General features: G+C 45.6%; 14 protein-coding genes. 12 read left to right on the top strand and 2 right to left on the bottom strand.

Going from position 1 to position 15,371, the window contains the following annotated elements:
- Positions 1-81 precede the first annotated feature (81 nt).
- Entirely contained in the window at positions 82-1,380 is a 1,299-nt protein-coding gene (eno, locus tag FLM53_RS05445; protein ID WP_017063215.1) for a phosphopyruvate hydratase, read from the top strand.
- Positions 1,381-1,494: 114 nt separating this feature from the next.
- Here eno and FLM53_RS05440 read toward each other — a convergent pair whose 3' ends face one another.
- On the bottom strand, positions 1,495-1,668 hold the full coding sequence (locus tag FLM53_RS05440) for a hypothetical protein (RefSeq protein WP_176680444.1): 174 nt from the start codon (positions 1,666-1,668) through the stop codon (positions 1,495-1,497).
- 112 nt (positions 1,669-1,780) lie between these two features.
- Here FLM53_RS05440 and ftsB point away from each other — a divergent pair, with 112 nt between their 5' ends.
- The 8 genes from ftsB (at position 1,781) to rpoS (ending at position 7,788) form a co-directional block, all read left to right on the top strand.
- Positions 1,781-2,062 carry a cell division protein FtsB gene (gene ftsB, locus FLM53_RS05435; protein WP_017633218.1) on the top strand — a complete coding sequence of 94 codons (282 nt, stop codon included), beginning with the start codon at positions 1,781-1,783 and terminating at the stop codon, positions 2,060-2,062.
- On the top strand, positions 2,062-2,763 hold the full coding sequence (gene ispD / locus FLM53_RS05430) for a 2-C-methyl-D-erythritol 4-phosphate cytidylyltransferase (RefSeq protein WP_176680443.1): 702 nt from the start codon (positions 2,062-2,064) through the stop codon (positions 2,761-2,763). Before ftsB ends, ispD begins: the two co-directional genes overlap by 1 nt.
- Positions 2,764-2,765: 2 nt before the next feature.
- The gene (gene ispF / locus FLM53_RS05425) at positions 2,766-3,245 is read left to right on the top strand and encodes a 2-C-methyl-D-erythritol 2,4-cyclodiphosphate synthase (protein WP_176680442.1); all 480 of its coding nucleotides are present in this window, start codon (positions 2,766-2,768) and stop codon (positions 3,243-3,245) included.
- 22 nt (positions 3,246-3,267) lie between these two features.
- Positions 3,268-4,314: a tRNA pseudouridine(13) synthase TruD gene (gene truD, locus FLM53_RS05420; protein ID WP_176680441.1), complete on the top strand. Its 1,047-nt coding sequence runs from the start codon at positions 3,268-3,270 to the stop codon at positions 4,312-4,314.
- Positions 4,315-4,389: 75 nt separating this feature from the next.
- A complete protein-coding gene (surE, locus tag FLM53_RS05415) occupies positions 4,390-5,133 on the top strand; it encodes a 5'/3'-nucleotidase SurE (protein ID WP_176680440.1) in 744 nt (247 codons plus the stop codon).
- The gene (locus FLM53_RS05410) at positions 5,134-5,760 is read left to right on the top strand and encodes a protein-L-isoaspartate(D-aspartate) O-methyltransferase (RefSeq protein ID WP_019826319.1); all 627 of its coding nucleotides are present in this window, start codon (positions 5,134-5,136) and stop codon (positions 5,758-5,760) included.
- Between the two features lie 35 nt (positions 5,761-5,795).
- The gene (gene nlpD, locus FLM53_RS05405) at positions 5,796-6,710 is read left to right on the top strand and encodes a murein hydrolase activator NlpD (RefSeq protein WP_123284049.1); all 915 of its coding nucleotides are present in this window, start codon (positions 5,796-5,798) and stop codon (positions 6,708-6,710) included.
- Positions 6,711-6,807: 97 nt separating this feature from the next.
- On the top strand, positions 6,808-7,788 hold the full coding sequence (gene rpoS / locus FLM53_RS05400) for an RNA polymerase sigma factor RpoS (RefSeq protein WP_017059027.1): 981 nt from the start codon (positions 6,808-6,810) through the stop codon (positions 7,786-7,788).
- Between the two features lie 133 nt (positions 7,789-7,921).
- Here rpoS and mutS read toward each other — a convergent pair whose 3' ends face one another.
- Positions 7,922-10,483: a DNA mismatch repair protein MutS gene (gene mutS, locus FLM53_RS05395; protein WP_176680439.1), complete on the bottom strand. Its 2,562-nt coding sequence runs from the start codon at positions 10,481-10,483 to the stop codon at positions 7,922-7,924.
- Positions 10,484-10,607: 124 nt separating this feature from the next.
- Between mutS and pncC the strand changes: the two genes are divergently transcribed.
- The 3 genes from pncC to alaS all read left to right on the top strand — a co-directional run bounded on the left by pncC (position 10,608) and on the right by alaS (position 15,198).
- Positions 10,608-11,102: a nicotinamide-nucleotide amidase gene (pncC, locus tag FLM53_RS05390; RefSeq protein ID WP_017633209.1), complete on the top strand. Its 495-nt coding sequence runs from the start codon at positions 10,608-10,610 to the stop codon at positions 11,100-11,102.
- Between the two features lie 139 nt (positions 11,103-11,241).
- Positions 11,242-12,282, top strand: coding sequence for a recombinase RecA (recA, locus tag FLM53_RS05385; RefSeq protein WP_176680438.1), 1,041 nt, complete (start codon positions 11,242-11,244; stop codon positions 12,280-12,282).
- Between the two features lie 333 nt (positions 12,283-12,615).
- On the top strand, positions 12,616-15,198 hold the full coding sequence (alaS, locus tag FLM53_RS05380; protein ID WP_017632914.1) for an alanine--tRNA ligase: 2,583 nt from the start codon (positions 12,616-12,618) through the stop codon (positions 15,196-15,198).
- Positions 15,199-15,371: the final 173 nt, after the last annotated feature.

The following is a 15,371-nucleotide window of genomic DNA, read 5'->3' as shown; positions in this document are numbered from 1 at the left end:
AAAGGAATACAGGTAGTTGCGTAAGTTGTGCTGCTACCTTTAAATTTGACATTTATATATTCAACGAGAAGGAAACATTCAATGTCTAAGATCGTTAAAGTTCTAGGTCGTGAAATCATCGATTCACGTGGTAACCCAACTGTAGAAGCTGAAGTACACCTAGAAGGCGGTTTCGTAGGTATGGCTGCTGCTCCATCTGGCGCATCTACTGGTTCTCGCGAAGCTCTTGAGCTACGTGACGGCGACAAATCACGTTTCCTAGGTAAAGGTGTTCTTAAAGCTATTGAAGCTGTAAACGGCCCAATCGCTGAAGCTCTAGTTGGTACTGACGCTAAAGCACAAGCTGACGTTGACCAAATCATGCTTGACCTAGACGGTACTGATAACAAGTCTAAGTTCGGCGCGAACGCTATCCTAGCTGTATCTCTAGCTAACGCAAAAGCTGCTGCTGCTGCGAAAGGCATGCCTCTATACGAGCACATCGCTGAGCTAAACGGTACTGCTGGTCAGTTCTCTATGCCTCTACCAATGATGAACATCATCAACGGTGGTGAGCACGCAGATAACAACGTTGACATCCAAGAGTTCATGATCCAACCAGTTGGCGCTAAAACTCTTAAAGAAGGTCTACGTATCGGCGCTGAAGTATTCCACAACCTAGCTAAAGTTCTTAAGTCTAAAGGCTACAGCACTGCAGTTGGTGATGAAGGTGGTTTCGCTCCTAACCTTAAGTCTAACGCTGAAGCTCTAGAAGTTATCGCAGAAGCTGTTGCAGCTGCTGGTTACGAACTAGGTAAAGACGTTACTCTTGCTATGGACTGTGCAGCATCTGAGTTCTTCGACAAAGAAGCTGGCATCTACAACATGAAGGGCGAAGGTAAAACTTTCACTTCTGAAGAGTTCAACCACTACCTAGCTGAGCTAGCGAACAACTTCCCAATCGTTTCTATCGAAGACGGTCTTGACGAGTCAGATTGGGATGGCTTCAAGCACCAAACTGAACTTCTAGGCAACAAGCTTCAAATCGTTGGTGACGATCTGTTCGTTACAAACACTAAGATTCTTGCTGAAGGTATCGAGAAAGGCGTAGCTAACTCTATCCTTATCAAGTTCAACCAAATCGGTTCTCTAACAGAGACTCTAGCTGCTATCAAGATGGCTAAAGACGCTGGCTACACTGCAGTAATCTCTCACCGTTCTGGCGAAACTGAAGATGCAACTATCGCTGATCTAGCGGTAGGTACAGCTGCAGGTCAAATCAAAACTGGTTCTATGAGCCGTTCTGACCGTGTTGCTAAGTACAACCAACTTATCCGTATCGAAGAAGCTCTAGGTTCTAAAGCTCCTTACAACGGTCTTAAAGAAGTTAAAGGTCAATGATTCCTAGCGAATTATTAGCTTAAAGTTTTTGAAAACGCTCTACTTCGGTAGGGCGTTTTTTTTGCCTAAAATTCGTCATTCCCTAGACTGACGAAGGAAGGAATAGGGAATCTCTTATTTGCGTTTACCTCGATAGATTCCCAACTCAGTCGTTCCTCCTTCTTGGTAATGACGGGTGACGTGATTTAGGAAAGACGTTCTGTCTTTGGTTGTTTCGTCTGGAATAGTTTGTTCGTCATTATCGAGACCGATGGTGTTGAGAATCTTATTACAGGTTTCGAACAACAATAATTCTCCTACTTATTGATTCCCTTACACCACATATCTCGCACCAATAAGCTCATTATGGTATATATGTGCCTTATTCTAGTTCCTTCTTTTTCAACCGGCGAAAGGTGTTATGCGAATTTTTGCTTTAGTACTGCTCATAGTGTTTGGCTGGCTACAACACACACTGTGGCTCGGTAAAAATGGTATCTCTGATTACTACGGTGTGAACAACGAAATCCAAGTTCAGCAACAAGTAAACGAAAAGCTGCATGTTCGTAATGCCGAGATGTTTGCTGAAATCGACGATCTACGCCAAGGCTTAGACGCGATAGAAGAGCGTGCTCGTCATGAACTTGGAATGGTAAAAGAAGGCGAAACGTTTTATCGCATCATTGGTGAGGAATCCCATTAATGTCGACTCAACTTCAAAGCGTGATTGCCGTTGTCCCTGCGGCGGGCGTAGGTAGCCGAATGCAGGCCGACCGTCCTAAGCAATATCTTAAGATTAACGGCACAACGATTTTAGAGCACACCGTTGAGAAATTATTGTCTCATCCACAAGTCTCTCAAATTGTCGTCGCGATTAGCGATGATGACCCATACTACCCAGAGCTTGCCCTTAATCAGAACCCACAAGTGATCAGAGTGTCGGGTGGAAGCGAAAGAGCAGACTCCGTGCTCTCTGCTTTAGATTACATTGCAGAACAACAGCTTGGTGAGTGGGTGATGGTGCACGATGCTGCAAGGCCTTGTGTTCAGTTGGGTGATATCGATAAGTTAATCTCAGGCGCGATGAGCCATGATGTCGGGGCTATTTTGGCCGCGCCCGTTCGTGACACGATGAAGCGAGGTGCCCAAGGGCAGATTGAGCATACCGTTGAACGAGCTGATCTATGGCACGCCCTGACGCCGCAAATGTTTAAAGCTGAACCCCTCTGGAATGCATTAAGTGAGGCGCTTCAACAAGGTGTTTCGATTACCGATGAAGCTTCAGCTTTTGAGTGGAAAGGTTTATCGCCCGCTTTAATCGCTGGGCGTTCAGATAATTTTAAGATTACTCAGCCAGAAGATTTAGCGCTCGCTGAGTTCTATTTAAGTCAGAATAAGGAATAATGATGATTCGTATTGGCCATGGCTTTGATGTACATAAGTTTGGTGGTGAAGGCCCGGTAATTATTGGTGGCGTGAGCGTCCCTTATGAACAAGGTCTTATTGCACACTCAGACGGTGATGTTGCCCTGCATGCGTTATGTGACGCTCTATTAGGTGCGATTGCTGCGGGTGATATTGGTCGTCATTTCCCAGATACTGATGATGAGTGGAAAGGTGCAGACAGCCGTGAGCTATTGAAAGATGTTTATCGTCGAGTAAAAGAGCAAGGCTACGTGATTGGTAATGCCGATATTACTATCATGGCGCAAGCTCCAAAAATGGCGCCTCATATAGAATCTATGTGCCAAGCTATTGCACAAGACTTAGAAACCAGCATTAGTAATGTGAATGTAAAAGCCACGACTACAGAGCGTTTAGGTTTTACAGGTCGCAAAGAGGGCATCGCATGTGAAGCGGTGGTCCTAATTACCAAAAGTGCGTAAGCACCAACACGAAAAGAACAGCATGTCAGATATTTTATCTTCATTGGCTTATCTAAACGGTAAACCAACTGCGAAAGCAAAACTAAAAGCAAAAGCCGAACACTTTGTCGTTAATGAAGACTTGGGTTTTGAATTTACTGGCGAAGGCGAGCATCTAATGGTTCGCATCCGTAAAACGGGTGAGAACACGAGCTTTGTAGCGAATGAGCTGGCTAAAGCTTGCGGTGTTAAGTCGAAAGACGTGAGCTGGGCGGGTTTGAAAGACCGTCACGCTGTGACAGAGCAGTGGTTGAGCGTTCACCTACCGAAAGGTGAGCCTGATTTTTCAGCGTTCTTAGCACAATACCCAAGCATTGAAATCCTAGCGACAGCACGTCATAACAAAAAGTTACGTCCGGGCGATTTAGTTGGCAACCAATTTGAGTTGACCTTGTCTGAAGTAACGGATTGCGATGATGTGGTCAAGCGTTTGGAAAAAGTCGCTCAAGTGGGCGTGCCAAACTACTTTGGTGCTCAGCGTTTTGGCAATGAAGGTAACAACTTATCTGAAGCTCGTCGTTGGGGCCGCGATAACGTTCGTACTCGTAACCAGAATAAACGCAGCTTGTACCTTTCTGCTGCTCGTTCGTGGATTTACAACCTGATCCTTTCAGACCGTATTGAGCAAGATGCGTTTGCATCAGCATTGGTTGGCGATATCGTGGTGAAAGACGGCGCTCAACTAACGGTAACGGCTGACAACATTGAAGCTGTAAACCAAGACATCGCGAACGGCTCTGCTTTGATGACCGTTGCTCTGGCTGGCGATAATGCCTTGCCAACGACTGACGAGTCTCAAGCTCTAGAACAGAAACACCTTGATGCTGAACCGGATCTAATGGCTTTGATTCGTGGTAACCGTATGCGCCATGATCGCCGTGAAGCGTCACTGAAACCAACGGATTTAACTTGGGAAGTGAACGAAGATAATGTCACGCTTAAGTTTTCTCTTGATGCGGGCTGTTTCGCAACAGCGATCGTTCGCGAATTGGTTGAAGAAGTACACGTAGAAAGAAGCTACGAGCAATAACGATTATGCTTGGAGCTAAGTCACTTGATATTGGAATTTAGTCACTTGGCATTGGAATAAAAGAAAGGATACAAGATGAAGATTTTACTCAGCAACGATGATGGTGTGCATGCTCAAGGTATTCATGAGCTAGCAAATGAATTACGTGATCTTGCTGAAGTTATCATTGTGGCGCCTGACCGAAATCGCTCAGGTGCTTCAAATTCATTAACTTTAGAACAGCCTTTGCGTGTTCAAGAAATTGCAGAAAACACCTACTCGGTACAAGGCACGCCGACTGATTGTGTGCATTTTGCATTAAATGAACTGCTTAAAAATGATATGCCCGACCTGGTTTTAACGGGCATTAATCACGGTGCTAACCTTGGTGACGATGTGCTTTATTCAGGTACAGTCGCAGCCGCAATGGAAGGGCACTTCTTAGGCGTTCAATCGGTGGCGTTTTCATTGGTGGGTAAAAAACATTTTAAGACAGCGGCAGCGATTGCTCGTCGTATCGTCGAACAACATTTAGTCAACCCAATCCCAACTAATCGCCTGTTAAACGTTAATGTTCCTGATCTGGCTTTAGATCAGCTCTCTGGTACTCAAGTTACGCGCCTAGGTGCTCGTCACCATGCTGAAGATATGATTAAGCAAAAAGATCCTCGTGGTCATGATATCTATTGGCTTGGTCCTCCGGGTAAAGAACAAGATGCTGGCGAAGGTACCGATTTTTACGCAATCGAACATGGCTTTGTATCGGTAACACCGTTACAAGTTGATCTGACGGCGCACGAGTCGTTAGGTGCGATGACAACATGGTTAGGGGAGAAGTAAGTGAGCAATCCACAAGCCGAGCGCTTAATTACTTTTCTGATTGAAAATGGCATCCGAGATCAAAAGGTTCTTGATGCGATTTACCAACTGCCGAGAGAGAGCTTTTTATCACAAGCGATGTACCATCAAGCTTATGATAATAATGCGCTCCCGATCGGACAGGGGCAAACCATCTCGCAGCCATACATTGTTGCTAAAATGACAGAGTTACTTGAGTTACAACAAGATAGCCGTGTTTTGGAGATCGGAACAGGTTCAGGCTACCAAACCGCCGTATTGGCTCAGCTTGTTGATCATGTCTATTCGGTTGAAAGAATAAAGTCGCTACAATGGGATGCTAAACGTAGGTTGAAGCAACTCGATTTCTACAATATTTCAACTAAGCATGGTGATGGTTGGCAAGGGTGGTCTTCAAAGGCGCCTTTTGATGCGATTATTGTTACCGCTGCTGCAGAGTCGATTCCTCAAGCGCTTCTGCAACAGTTGAAAGATGGTGGCCGTTTACTGATTCCTGTTGGGGATGATGAACAACAATTGTTGAAGATCGTTCGTCACGGCGATGAATTTTTGTCGAGTGTTATCGAAATGGTGAGATTTGTACCTCTTGTTCCTGGTGAACTAGCTTAATAACAAGACCAATGGTGTAGGTGGATAGAGAGTCGATGCGTTCGAAGTTGTTTAAAGGAAGTACTTTACTGCTTAGCTGTGCCCTTGTTGGGTGTGCAGCGAATTCGCCTGCGCCCGTTTCAAGTCTTAACAAGAAATACTCATCGATTGATCGTGGTAGTTATCGCGGCAGTTACTATGAAGTGAAAAAAGGCGATACGCTTTATTTCATCGCTTATGTGACCAATAAAGACGTCAATGACCTCGTCAGTTACAACAAATTGTCTGCCCCTTATACTATCCACCCAGGGCAGAAGCTTAAGTTGTGGCGTCCTAGCTACAATGCGCCAGCGTATGGTAAATCAACGGTAGCGGCAGCAGCAGTTGCTGCGCCTGTCGCGGCATCGACAACGTCATCTGCGGCAAGTAAACCTAAAACTACATCGCAACCGAGCAAAAACTCTAAACCTGCCCCAGCTCAAACTACCACCAAAGTGGCGAAAAAAGATCCACCAAAGAAGGTTGAACAATCCAAATCAAAGGAGTATGTTGGTTCTAAAGGTAAACAGAATGTTACACCGTCCACCAAACCAACAAGTGATAAAGTATCCAAATGGTTATGGCCAACTAAAGGGAGAGTAATCAAGAATTTCTCTGTAGGCGAACAAGGAAATAAAGGCATAGACATAGCAGGACAGCGAGGTCAGCCAATAGTATCTACTGCAGGGGGAACGGTTGTTTATTCGGGTAATGCACTACGAGGCTACGGCAATCTAGTGATTGTGAAGCACAATGATAATTACTTAAGTGCATACGCGCACAACGACCGACTATTAGTATCTGAAGGGCAAAGTGTGAAACCAGGGCAGAAGATTGCAACAATGGGAAGCTCTGGAGCCAGCAGTGTTAGGCTGCACTTTGAGATTCGTTACCAAGGTAAATCCGTAAATCCAAAACGATATTTACCTTAAATACAGTATGCAAAATTACGTATTGTATGGAGTGACACAGTCATTTAGCGACATATGAAGTTGTAATGTCATGCTAATTTCGCCAGGGGGAGGCGTTATGAGTATAAGCAATGCAGTAACCAAAGAAGAGTTCGATCTTGACCAAGCAACCACGGAACCGGAAGCTCTTGGAAAAGCAAAACGAACAGTCACTAAGAAAACCGAAGCGAAAGAAGAAGTTGAAGTTACGTCTAAAAGCTTAGATGCCACTCAACTGTATCTAGGCGAAATCGGTTTCTCACCACTACTAACCGCAGAAGAAGAAGTGCTTTACGCACGTCGAGCTCTACGCGGTGATGAAGCAGCACGTAAACGCATGATCGAAAGTAACCTGCGTTTGGTGGTAAAAATTTCTCGTCGTTATAGCAACCGTGGCTTGGCACTTCTCGATCTAATCGAAGAAGGCAACCTAGGCTTGATTCGCGCCGTAGAGAAGTTTGACCCAGAGCGTGGCTTCCGCTTCTCAACTTACGCAACATGGTGGATTCGTCAAACCATTGAACGTGCGTTGATGAATCAGACTCGCACTATCCGTTTGCCAATCCATGTTGTGAAAGAGCTGAACATCTACCTGCGTACGGCAAGAGAACTATCACAAAAGCTTGACCACGAACCAACAGCTGAAGAGATTGCTTCTAAGCTAGATAAGCCAGTTGGTGATGTGAGCAAGATGCTTCGTCTAAACGAAAGAGTGAGCTCTGTAGATACGCCAATTGGTGGTGATGGTGAGAAAGCACTGTTGGATATTATTCCAGACATCAACAATTCAGATCCTGAGGTTTCAACTCAAGATAGCGATATCAAGAACTCACTGATCTTCTGGCTTGATGAACTGAATCCGAAGCAGAAAGAAGTGCTTGCACGTCGATTTGGACTACTAGGCTATGAACCGTCAACGCTAGAAGAAGTTGGCCGTGAAATCAGCCTGACTCGTGAGCGAGTTCGTCAAATCCAAGTTGAAGGTCTTCGCCGTCTACGTGAGATTCTTATCAAGCAAGGTCTGAACATGGAAAACTTGTTCAACGTTGAAAACGACTAAACGATATTCCAGGATATCGAAATAAAAAAACGCTGACCTCATGTCAGCGTTTTTTAGTTTTAGCTTCTGGTTTAGCTTTTACTTCAACTAGGAACCACAGCGCTTAGCCATTTAAACTAGAGTGCTTCTTAAGTTAGAGAAGCTTCTTCAAGCGGTAGAGTTCTTCTAATGCTTGGCGAGGTGTTAGATCATCAGGATCGACATTCGCTAGTGCTTGCTCCACTTCACTCGGTTCAGGGATCAGGCTTAGTTGGTTTGCGATATCAACACCACTTGGCTTCGATGTCGGAGACTCAATACTCAATGCTTCGAGCTGTGTTAGTTTCGCGCGAGCGTTCTTGATCACGGCTTTTGGTACACCCGCCAACCCTGCAACTGCTAGGCCGTAAGATTTACTTGCCGCACCTTCTTGAACCGCATGCATGAAGGCAATGTTGTCGCCGTGTTCAACCGCGTCCAAGTGGACGTTGGCCAGCGTTGGAAGTTGGTTCGGAAGCTCGGTTAGCTCAAAGTAGTGCGTTGCAAACAGCGTCATCGCATTGATTTGATTCGCTAGCCATTCTGCGCTTGCCCAAGCTAGAGAGAGACCATCGTAAGTGCTGGTACCACGGCCAATTTCATCCATTAGCACAAGGCTGTTTGGTGTTGCATTGTGCAGAATATTAGCGGTCTCTGTCATCTCAACCATGAAAGTCGAACGGCCAGAAGCCAGATCATCCGATGCACCGATACGAGTAAAGATACGGTCGATAGAACCAATAGTCGCGCTTTCAGCTGGCACATAACAACCGATATGAGCCATCAATGCGATAAGTGCAGTTTGGCGCATGTAAGTCGACTTACCACCCATGTTTGGACCTGTGATGATCAGCATTTTACGCTTATCGTTAAGGTCGATAGGGTTGGCGATGAAAGGTTCGTCCATCACTTGCTCAACCACTGGGTGACGACCCGCTTGGATCTGTACACCGGCTGCTTCTGTCATAGTTGGACGACAGTAATCCAGCGTATCTGCGCGCTCAGCTAAGTTCTGTAGTACATCAAGTTGCGATACTGAAGAAGCGATGTTTTGTAGTCGTTCTAGATATGGCAGTAGCAAATCAAACAACTCTTCCCATAACTGCTTCTCGATAGCCAGAGCCTTCGATTTAGAGTTAAGCACTTTGTCTTCGTGCTCTTTCAGCTCAGGAATTATGTAACGTTCAGCATTCTTCAGCGTTTGGCGACGAACATAATGTGGCGGCACTAGGTGGCTTTGCCCGCGGCTAACTTGAATGAAGAAACCGTGTACGTTGTTGTAACCAACTTTTAATGTGTCGATGCCATGACGTTCACGCTCTTCTTGCTCAAGCTTATCCAGAAACTCGGTTGCACCCGCAGCAAGGTCACGCCATTCATCTAGCTCGGCGTTGTAACCTTCTGCAATCACACCGCCGTCACGGATAACCACGGGTGGATTCTCTTTGATTGCACGTTCAAGCAGTTCTGAAACTTCGTCTACAGGAGACGCGTATTGAGCAAGTTGAGTCAGGTATGGGTGTTTAAGCTGAGTCAGTGTTTCAGCAAGCTCTGGTAAGTATTCCATTGCTTGGCGAAGGCGCGCCATATCACGTGGACGAGCAGAACGAAGTGCAAGACGAGCCAGAATACGCTCGATATCACCGATCTGTTTTAAGGTTGGTTGTAGCTCTGTGAATAGAGCCAAATCTTTCATTTCACCAATCGCATCTAGGCGTTGATCAAGTGCAGAGATATTGCGCATCGGTTGATGTAACCAACGCTTAAGCATACGACTGCCCATTGCCGTTGCGGTGTGATCCAGCACTTCAGCAAGAGTGTTATCTGTACCACCGCCAAGGTTTTGCGTGATCTCTAGATTGCGGCGAGTCGCAGCATCAAGGATCACCGAATGATCTTGCTTATCCATGGTGAGTGAACGGATGTGTGGAAGGGCAGTACGTTGCGTGTCTTTTACATATTGGATAAGACAACCGGCAGCACAAAGGCCCAGTTTGGCACCTTCCACGCCAAAACCGACAAGGTCGCGAGTGCCAAATTGTTGGTTCAGCTGCTGCTTCGCGGTATCTAATTCAAACTCCCAGACTGGGCGACGACGATTACCGTTACGGCTTGCCATTAAATCGACAGGTTCAAAATCTTCAGGGAACAACAGCTCACGCGGAGAGGTTCTTTGTAGCTCAGCGGCCATCGCTTCTTCTGTTTCTGGCTCGCAAAGTTGGAATCGGCCAGAGGTAATATCAAGCGTTGCGTAACCAAATTTACCGTTGTGGTGATAAATGGCTGCAATTAGGTTATCAATGCGTTCAGAAAGCAAGGCTTCGTCGGTTACGGTACCCGGTGTCACGATACGTACTACCGCACGCTCTACAGGGCCTTTTGAAAGTGCTGGATTACCAATCTGTTCACAAATTGCTACGGACTCACCAAGTTGCACTAACTTTGCAAGATATCCTTCAACCGCATGGTATGGAACACCTGCCATCGGAATCGGTTCACCATTTGATGAACCACGCTTAGTCAGTGAAATATCGAGGAGTTGAGAAGCTTTTTTAGCGTCATCGTAGAAAAGCTCGTAGAAATCGCCCATGCGGTAGAACAGCAGAATTTCTGGATTTTCTGCTTTTAGTTTTAGGTACTGCTGCATCATGGGTGTATGTTTTTGATCGGCTTTCACAGTTAACTTCTTTCGTTTATTTCTATTGCGGCTTAGGATACGTGAAAGCGTTTCGTGCGAAAAGCGGCTGATGCGAAAAGATGCGAATCCAAATGATATGACAGTAAATAAAGGGAATTTGATAATGCAGATGACTCAAGCTCTTAGTGAAAAACTCGGACCATTACTGGCAAAACATAAGCAAGTGCTAGTGACTGCTGAATCTTGTACTGGTGGTGGTGTAGCAACGGCGGTCACCGATGTGGCGGGTAGCTCTGGATGGTTTGATCGTGCTTTTGTCACTTACAGTAATGAAGCTAAGCAAGAGATGATTGGTGTTCAGCTTGAAACCTTGGTTGAGTTTGGTGCGGTGAGTGAACCTGTGGTGATAGAAATGGCCAAGGGTGCACTACAACATTCAAATGGCACTATTTCTGTGTCGATCAGCGGTATTGCTGGCCCTGGCGGCGGTACAGAAGAGAAGCCTGTTGGTACCGTCTGTTTTGCTTGGAAGGCATTAAACGGCTGGGATAAAGTGGAAACGAATGTATTTACAGGTGATAGATCACAAGTACGCCAACAAGCCACGCACCATGCCCTGCAAGTTATTTATGATTACCTATCAATGGAAGGTAAGTAACATTTGTACAAATTATTTTCATACAGGTATAGACACTGTATGAATCAACAGTATAATGAAAGCCAATTAGTCACCCCTATGTGGGTTAGAAATAGATTCTAGATCGCTTGTTGAGACAACCGATTATGTGGAGATAGAAATGGACGAGAATAAACAAAAAGCGTTAGCCGCAGCCCTTGGTCAGATTGAAAAGCAATTTGGTAAAGGTTCTATCATGCGTCTTGGTGATAACCGCACAATGGACGTAGAAACTATTTCTACTGGTTCTCTATCTCTAGATATCGCACTAGGTGCTGGTGGCCTACCGATGGGACGTATCGTAGAAGTTTACGGTCCAGAATCATCAGGTAAAACAACGCTAACGCTTGAGCTTATTGCTGCAGCACAGAAAGTTGGCAAGACGTGTGCTTTCGTTGATGCGGAACACGCACTAGACCCTATCTACGCTCAAAAACTTGGTGTTGATATCGATGCGCTTCTTGTTTCTCAACCAGATACTGGTGAGCAAGCGCTAGAAATCTGTGATGCACTGGCTCGTTCAGGTGCAATCGATGTACTTGTTATTGACTCAGTAGCAGCACTAACACCAAAAGCAGAAATCGAAGGCGAAATGGGCGATAGCCACATGGGTCTTCAGGCTCGTATGCTTTCTCAAGCGATGCGTAAGCTAACTGGTAACCTTAAGCAGTCTAACTGTATGGCTATTTTCATCAACCAAATCCGTATGAAGATTGGTGTGATGTTTGGTAACCCAGAAACAACAACTGGTGGTAACGCTCTTAAGTTCTACGCATCTGTTCGTCTTGATATCCGCCGTACTGGTGCGATCAAAGATGGTGATGAGGTTGTTGGTAACGAAACGCGTATCAAGGTTGTTAAGAACAAGATTGCGGCACCGTTTAAACAAGCTGAAACTCAAATCCTATATGGCAAAGGCTTCAACCGTGAAGGTGAGCTTATCGATTTAGGTGTTAAGAACAAGCTAGTAGAAAAAGCGGGCGCTTGGTACAGCTACAAGGGCGACAAGATCGGCCAAGGTAAAGCTAACGCTGGTAAATACCTACGTGAAAACCCAGAAGTTGCTCTTGAGATCGACACTAAACTTCGCGAGTTGCTGCTAACTCCTGCTGTTCTTGAAGAGAAAGATGTAGAACAGGAAGAAGAAAACGAAGAGCTATAAGCTAACGTTTTATCGAGTGGGTGCTTGAAAGGAGTATCCACTGTGAAAAATTTAAAGCCTCGCATTTTTCATGCGGGGCTTTTTTGTTGGGGCCGTTTCGCTCTGTGTGTCACTCAGTTAGATCTTCTTAGTTTACGGACTTTCTTCAATCGCTAGGTAGCCAATTGAGTTCTGCTTTTCCACTGCTAGATATAGTGAAATATTCTCCATTTTGTCGATTTACATCTAAAATCCTGCCCAAGGGTGTCTTTTCTACAAGAAAACTAGTCGAAGCCTTAACCATGATCTACAATACGGCAAAATTCTAACTCGACTATTTTCAGGAAGAGCTGCATGTACATGAGCACTGATGAGGTTCGCAACGCGTTCCTTAAGTTCTTTGAGAGCAAAGAACACCAAATCGTAGACAGTTCATCGTTAGTTCCACATAACGATCCAACCCTGCTATTTACTAACGCAGGTATGAACCAATTCAAAGATTGCTTCCTAGGCGCCGAAAAGCGTGCCTACACACGAGCAACTACGGCTCAGCGTTGTGTACGTGCGGGTGGTAAACACAATGACCTTGAAAACGTAGGTTTCACGGCTCGTCACCACACATTCTTTGAAATGCTAGGTAACTTCAGCTTTGGTGATTACTTCAAAGAAGAAGCGATTGCGTTTGCTTGGGAATTCCTGACTGAAACTCTTCAACTGCCAAAAGATCGTCTACTGGTAACGGTATACGAGACAGATGATGAAGCATTCGATATCTGGAACAAGAAAGTAGGTGTACCTGCTGACCGTATCGTTCGCATCGGCGACAAAGAAGGCGGTAAACAGTTCGAGTCTGATAACTTCTGGACAATGGGTGACACAGGTCCTTGTGGTCCATGTACTGAAATCTTCTACGATCACGGTGAGCACATCTGGGGCGGCCGTCCTGGTACACCTGAAGAAGATGGTGACCGTTTCATCGAGATCTGGAACAACGTATTCATGCAGTTCAACCGTCACGCTGACGGCACAATGGAACCGCTACCTAAGCCTGCTGTAGATACAGGTATGGGTATTGAGCGTATTTCTGCAATCATGCAGGGCGTTCACTCTAACTACGAAATTGATGTATTCCAAAAGCTAATCAAAGCGACAGCTGAAGTTGTTGGTCATGACGACCTATCTAACCAATCGCTACGCGTTATTGCTGACCACATCCGTTCTTGTTCATTCCTAATTGCTGACGGTGTTATGCCTTCAAACGAAGGTCGTGGCTACGTTCTACGTCGTATTATTCGTCGTGCAGTTCGTCACGGTAACAAGCTTGGCGCACAAGGCGTGTTCTTCCACAAACTTGTGGGTGTACTGGCTGAAGTAATGGGCTCTGCGGCAGATGAACTTAAGAAACAGCAAGAGCTTGTTGAAAAAGTACTTCGCATTGAAGAAGAAAACTTTGGTCGTACTCTAGAGCGCGGCATGGTTATCCTTAATGACGCACTAGATGCACTTGAAGGCAAAGAGCTTGACGGTGAAACAGTATTCAAACTTTACGATACATACGGCTTCCCAGCTGACCTTACTAACGATGTAGCTCGTGAACGCGACTTTACTATCGATGAAGAAGGCTTTGAGAAGGCGATGGAAGCACAGCGTCAGCGTGCACGTGAAGCTGGTCAATTCGGCACGGATTACAACGCGACGATCAAAGTAGACACCAACACTGAGTTCTGTGGTTACACAGGTACTGAAGGTTCAGGTGAAATCTCTGCGTTATTCGTTGACGGCGAAGAAGTATCTTCACTATCAGCGGGCGACAAAGCCATCATCATTCTTGAAGAGACACCATTCTATGCTGAGTCAGGCGGTCAATGCGGTGACGCTGGTACGCTGAAAACGGCTTCGGGCCTATTCAAAGTACAAGACACTCAGAAGCTAGGTAACGCATTTGCGCACCACGGTGAGCTAGTTGAAGGTGTATTTGCTAAAGGCGACAAAGTAGAAGCAACAGTTGATGCTGAGCGTCGTGCTGCTATCTCACTAAACCACTCTGCAACGCACTTACTTCACTCTGCACTGCGTGAAGTTCTAGGTGAGCACGTTGCTCAGAAAGGTTCTTTGGTTAAGCCAGATAACCTACGTTTTGACTTCTCTAACCTTGAAGCGGTAACGCCAGCACAGATTAAAGAAGTAGAGCGCTTGGTTAACGCACAAGTTCGTAAGAATCACGTGATTGAAACCAACATCATGGACATCGAGTCAGCGAAACAAAAAGGTGCAATGGCACTGTTTGGCGAGAAGTACGATGATGAAGTTCGCGTTCTGTCTATGGGTGATTTCTCTACTGAGCTTTGTGGTGGTATCCACGCGAGCAACACGGGTGATATCGGTCTATTCAAGATCACTTCTGAAGGTGGTATCGCTGCTGGTATTCGTCGTATCGAAGCGGTAACAGGCGAAGCGGCTCTAGATGCTGTAGAAGCTCAAGCTAACGCTTACGAAGAGAAACTGGCTGAGTCGGCTAAGAAAGCGAAATCTCTAGAGAAAGAAATCCAATTGCTTAAAGAAAAGATGGCTGCAGCCGAAGGCGCAAACATCATGGGCAAAGTGGAAGAAATCTCAGGTACTAAAGTACTGGTTGCAGCAATTGAAGGCGCAGACAACAAGAACCTACGTACTATGGTTGATAACGCTAAAAACCAAGTAGGTAGCGGCATCATCCTGATTGCTAACGTAGCAGACGGTAAAGTTGGCCTGATTGCTGGCGTAACCAAAGACCTTATCGGCAAAGTTAAAGCGGGTGACCTAGTTAAGATGGTTGCTGAGCAAGTTGGCGGTAAAGGCGGCGGTCGTCCAGATATGGCTCAAGCGGGTGGTACTGACGTTGAAGCACTACCTGAAGCGCTTAAATCTGTACGCACTTGGCTAGAAGAACGTCTTTAAGCTTAAGTAATTGATACAAAGATGCCCAATCAGATGATTGGGCATCTTTTATTTTGTCTATTGGAAGTGTGTAAATCAGGTTTGATTGAGATTAACCACGAAGTCTAATGGTTGCGTTAGACTCCTTGGTTCATTTTTTATTGCTTCGCCATGACGCGGAGTATGTGTTTTTT

The organism is Vibrio sp. Scap24 (genome assembly GCF_013394185.1).
GTDB lineage: Bacteria > Pseudomonadota > Gammaproteobacteria > Enterobacterales > Vibrionaceae > Vibrio > Vibrio pomeroyi.
This window is presented reverse-complemented; position numbering and strand designations above follow the sequence as displayed.

Excerpts from the sequence above, each read along its gene's own strand:
- recA (WP_176680438.1), top strand. The coding sequence starts at position 11,242 with ATGGACGAGAATAAACAAAAAGCGTTAGCCGCAGCCCTTGGTCAGATT.
- surE (WP_176680440.1), top strand. The coding sequence starts at position 4,390 with ATGAAGATTTTACTCAGCAACGATGATGGTGTGCATGCTCAAGGTATT.
- nlpD (WP_123284049.1), top strand. The coding sequence starts at position 5,796 with ATGCGTTCGAAGTTGTTTAAAGGAAGTACTTTACTGCTTAGCTGTGCC.
- ispF (WP_176680442.1), top strand. The coding sequence starts at position 2,766 with ATGATTCGTATTGGCCATGGCTTTGATGTACATAAGTTTGGTGGTGAA.
- eno (WP_017063215.1), top strand. The coding sequence starts at position 82 with ATGTCTAAGATCGTTAAAGTTCTAGGTCGTGAAATCATCGATTCACGT.
- ispD (WP_176680443.1), top strand. The coding sequence starts at position 2,062 with ATGTCGACTCAACTTCAAAGCGTGATTGCCGTTGTCCCTGCGGCGGGC.
- ftsB (WP_017633218.1), top strand. The coding sequence starts at position 1,781 with ATGCGAATTTTTGCTTTAGTACTGCTCATAGTGTTTGGCTGGCTACAA.
- pncC (WP_017633209.1), top strand. The coding sequence starts at position 10,608 with ATGCAGATGACTCAAGCTCTTAGTGAAAAACTCGGACCATTACTGGCA.
- truD (WP_176680441.1), top strand. The coding sequence starts at position 3,268 with ATGTCAGATATTTTATCTTCATTGGCTTATCTAAACGGTAAACCAACT.
- alaS (WP_017632914.1), top strand. The coding sequence starts at position 12,616 with ATGTACATGAGCACTGATGAGGTTCGCAACGCGTTCCTTAAGTTCTTT.
- rpoS (WP_017059027.1), top strand. The coding sequence starts at position 6,808 with ATGAGTATAAGCAATGCAGTAACCAAAGAAGAGTTCGATCTTGACCAA.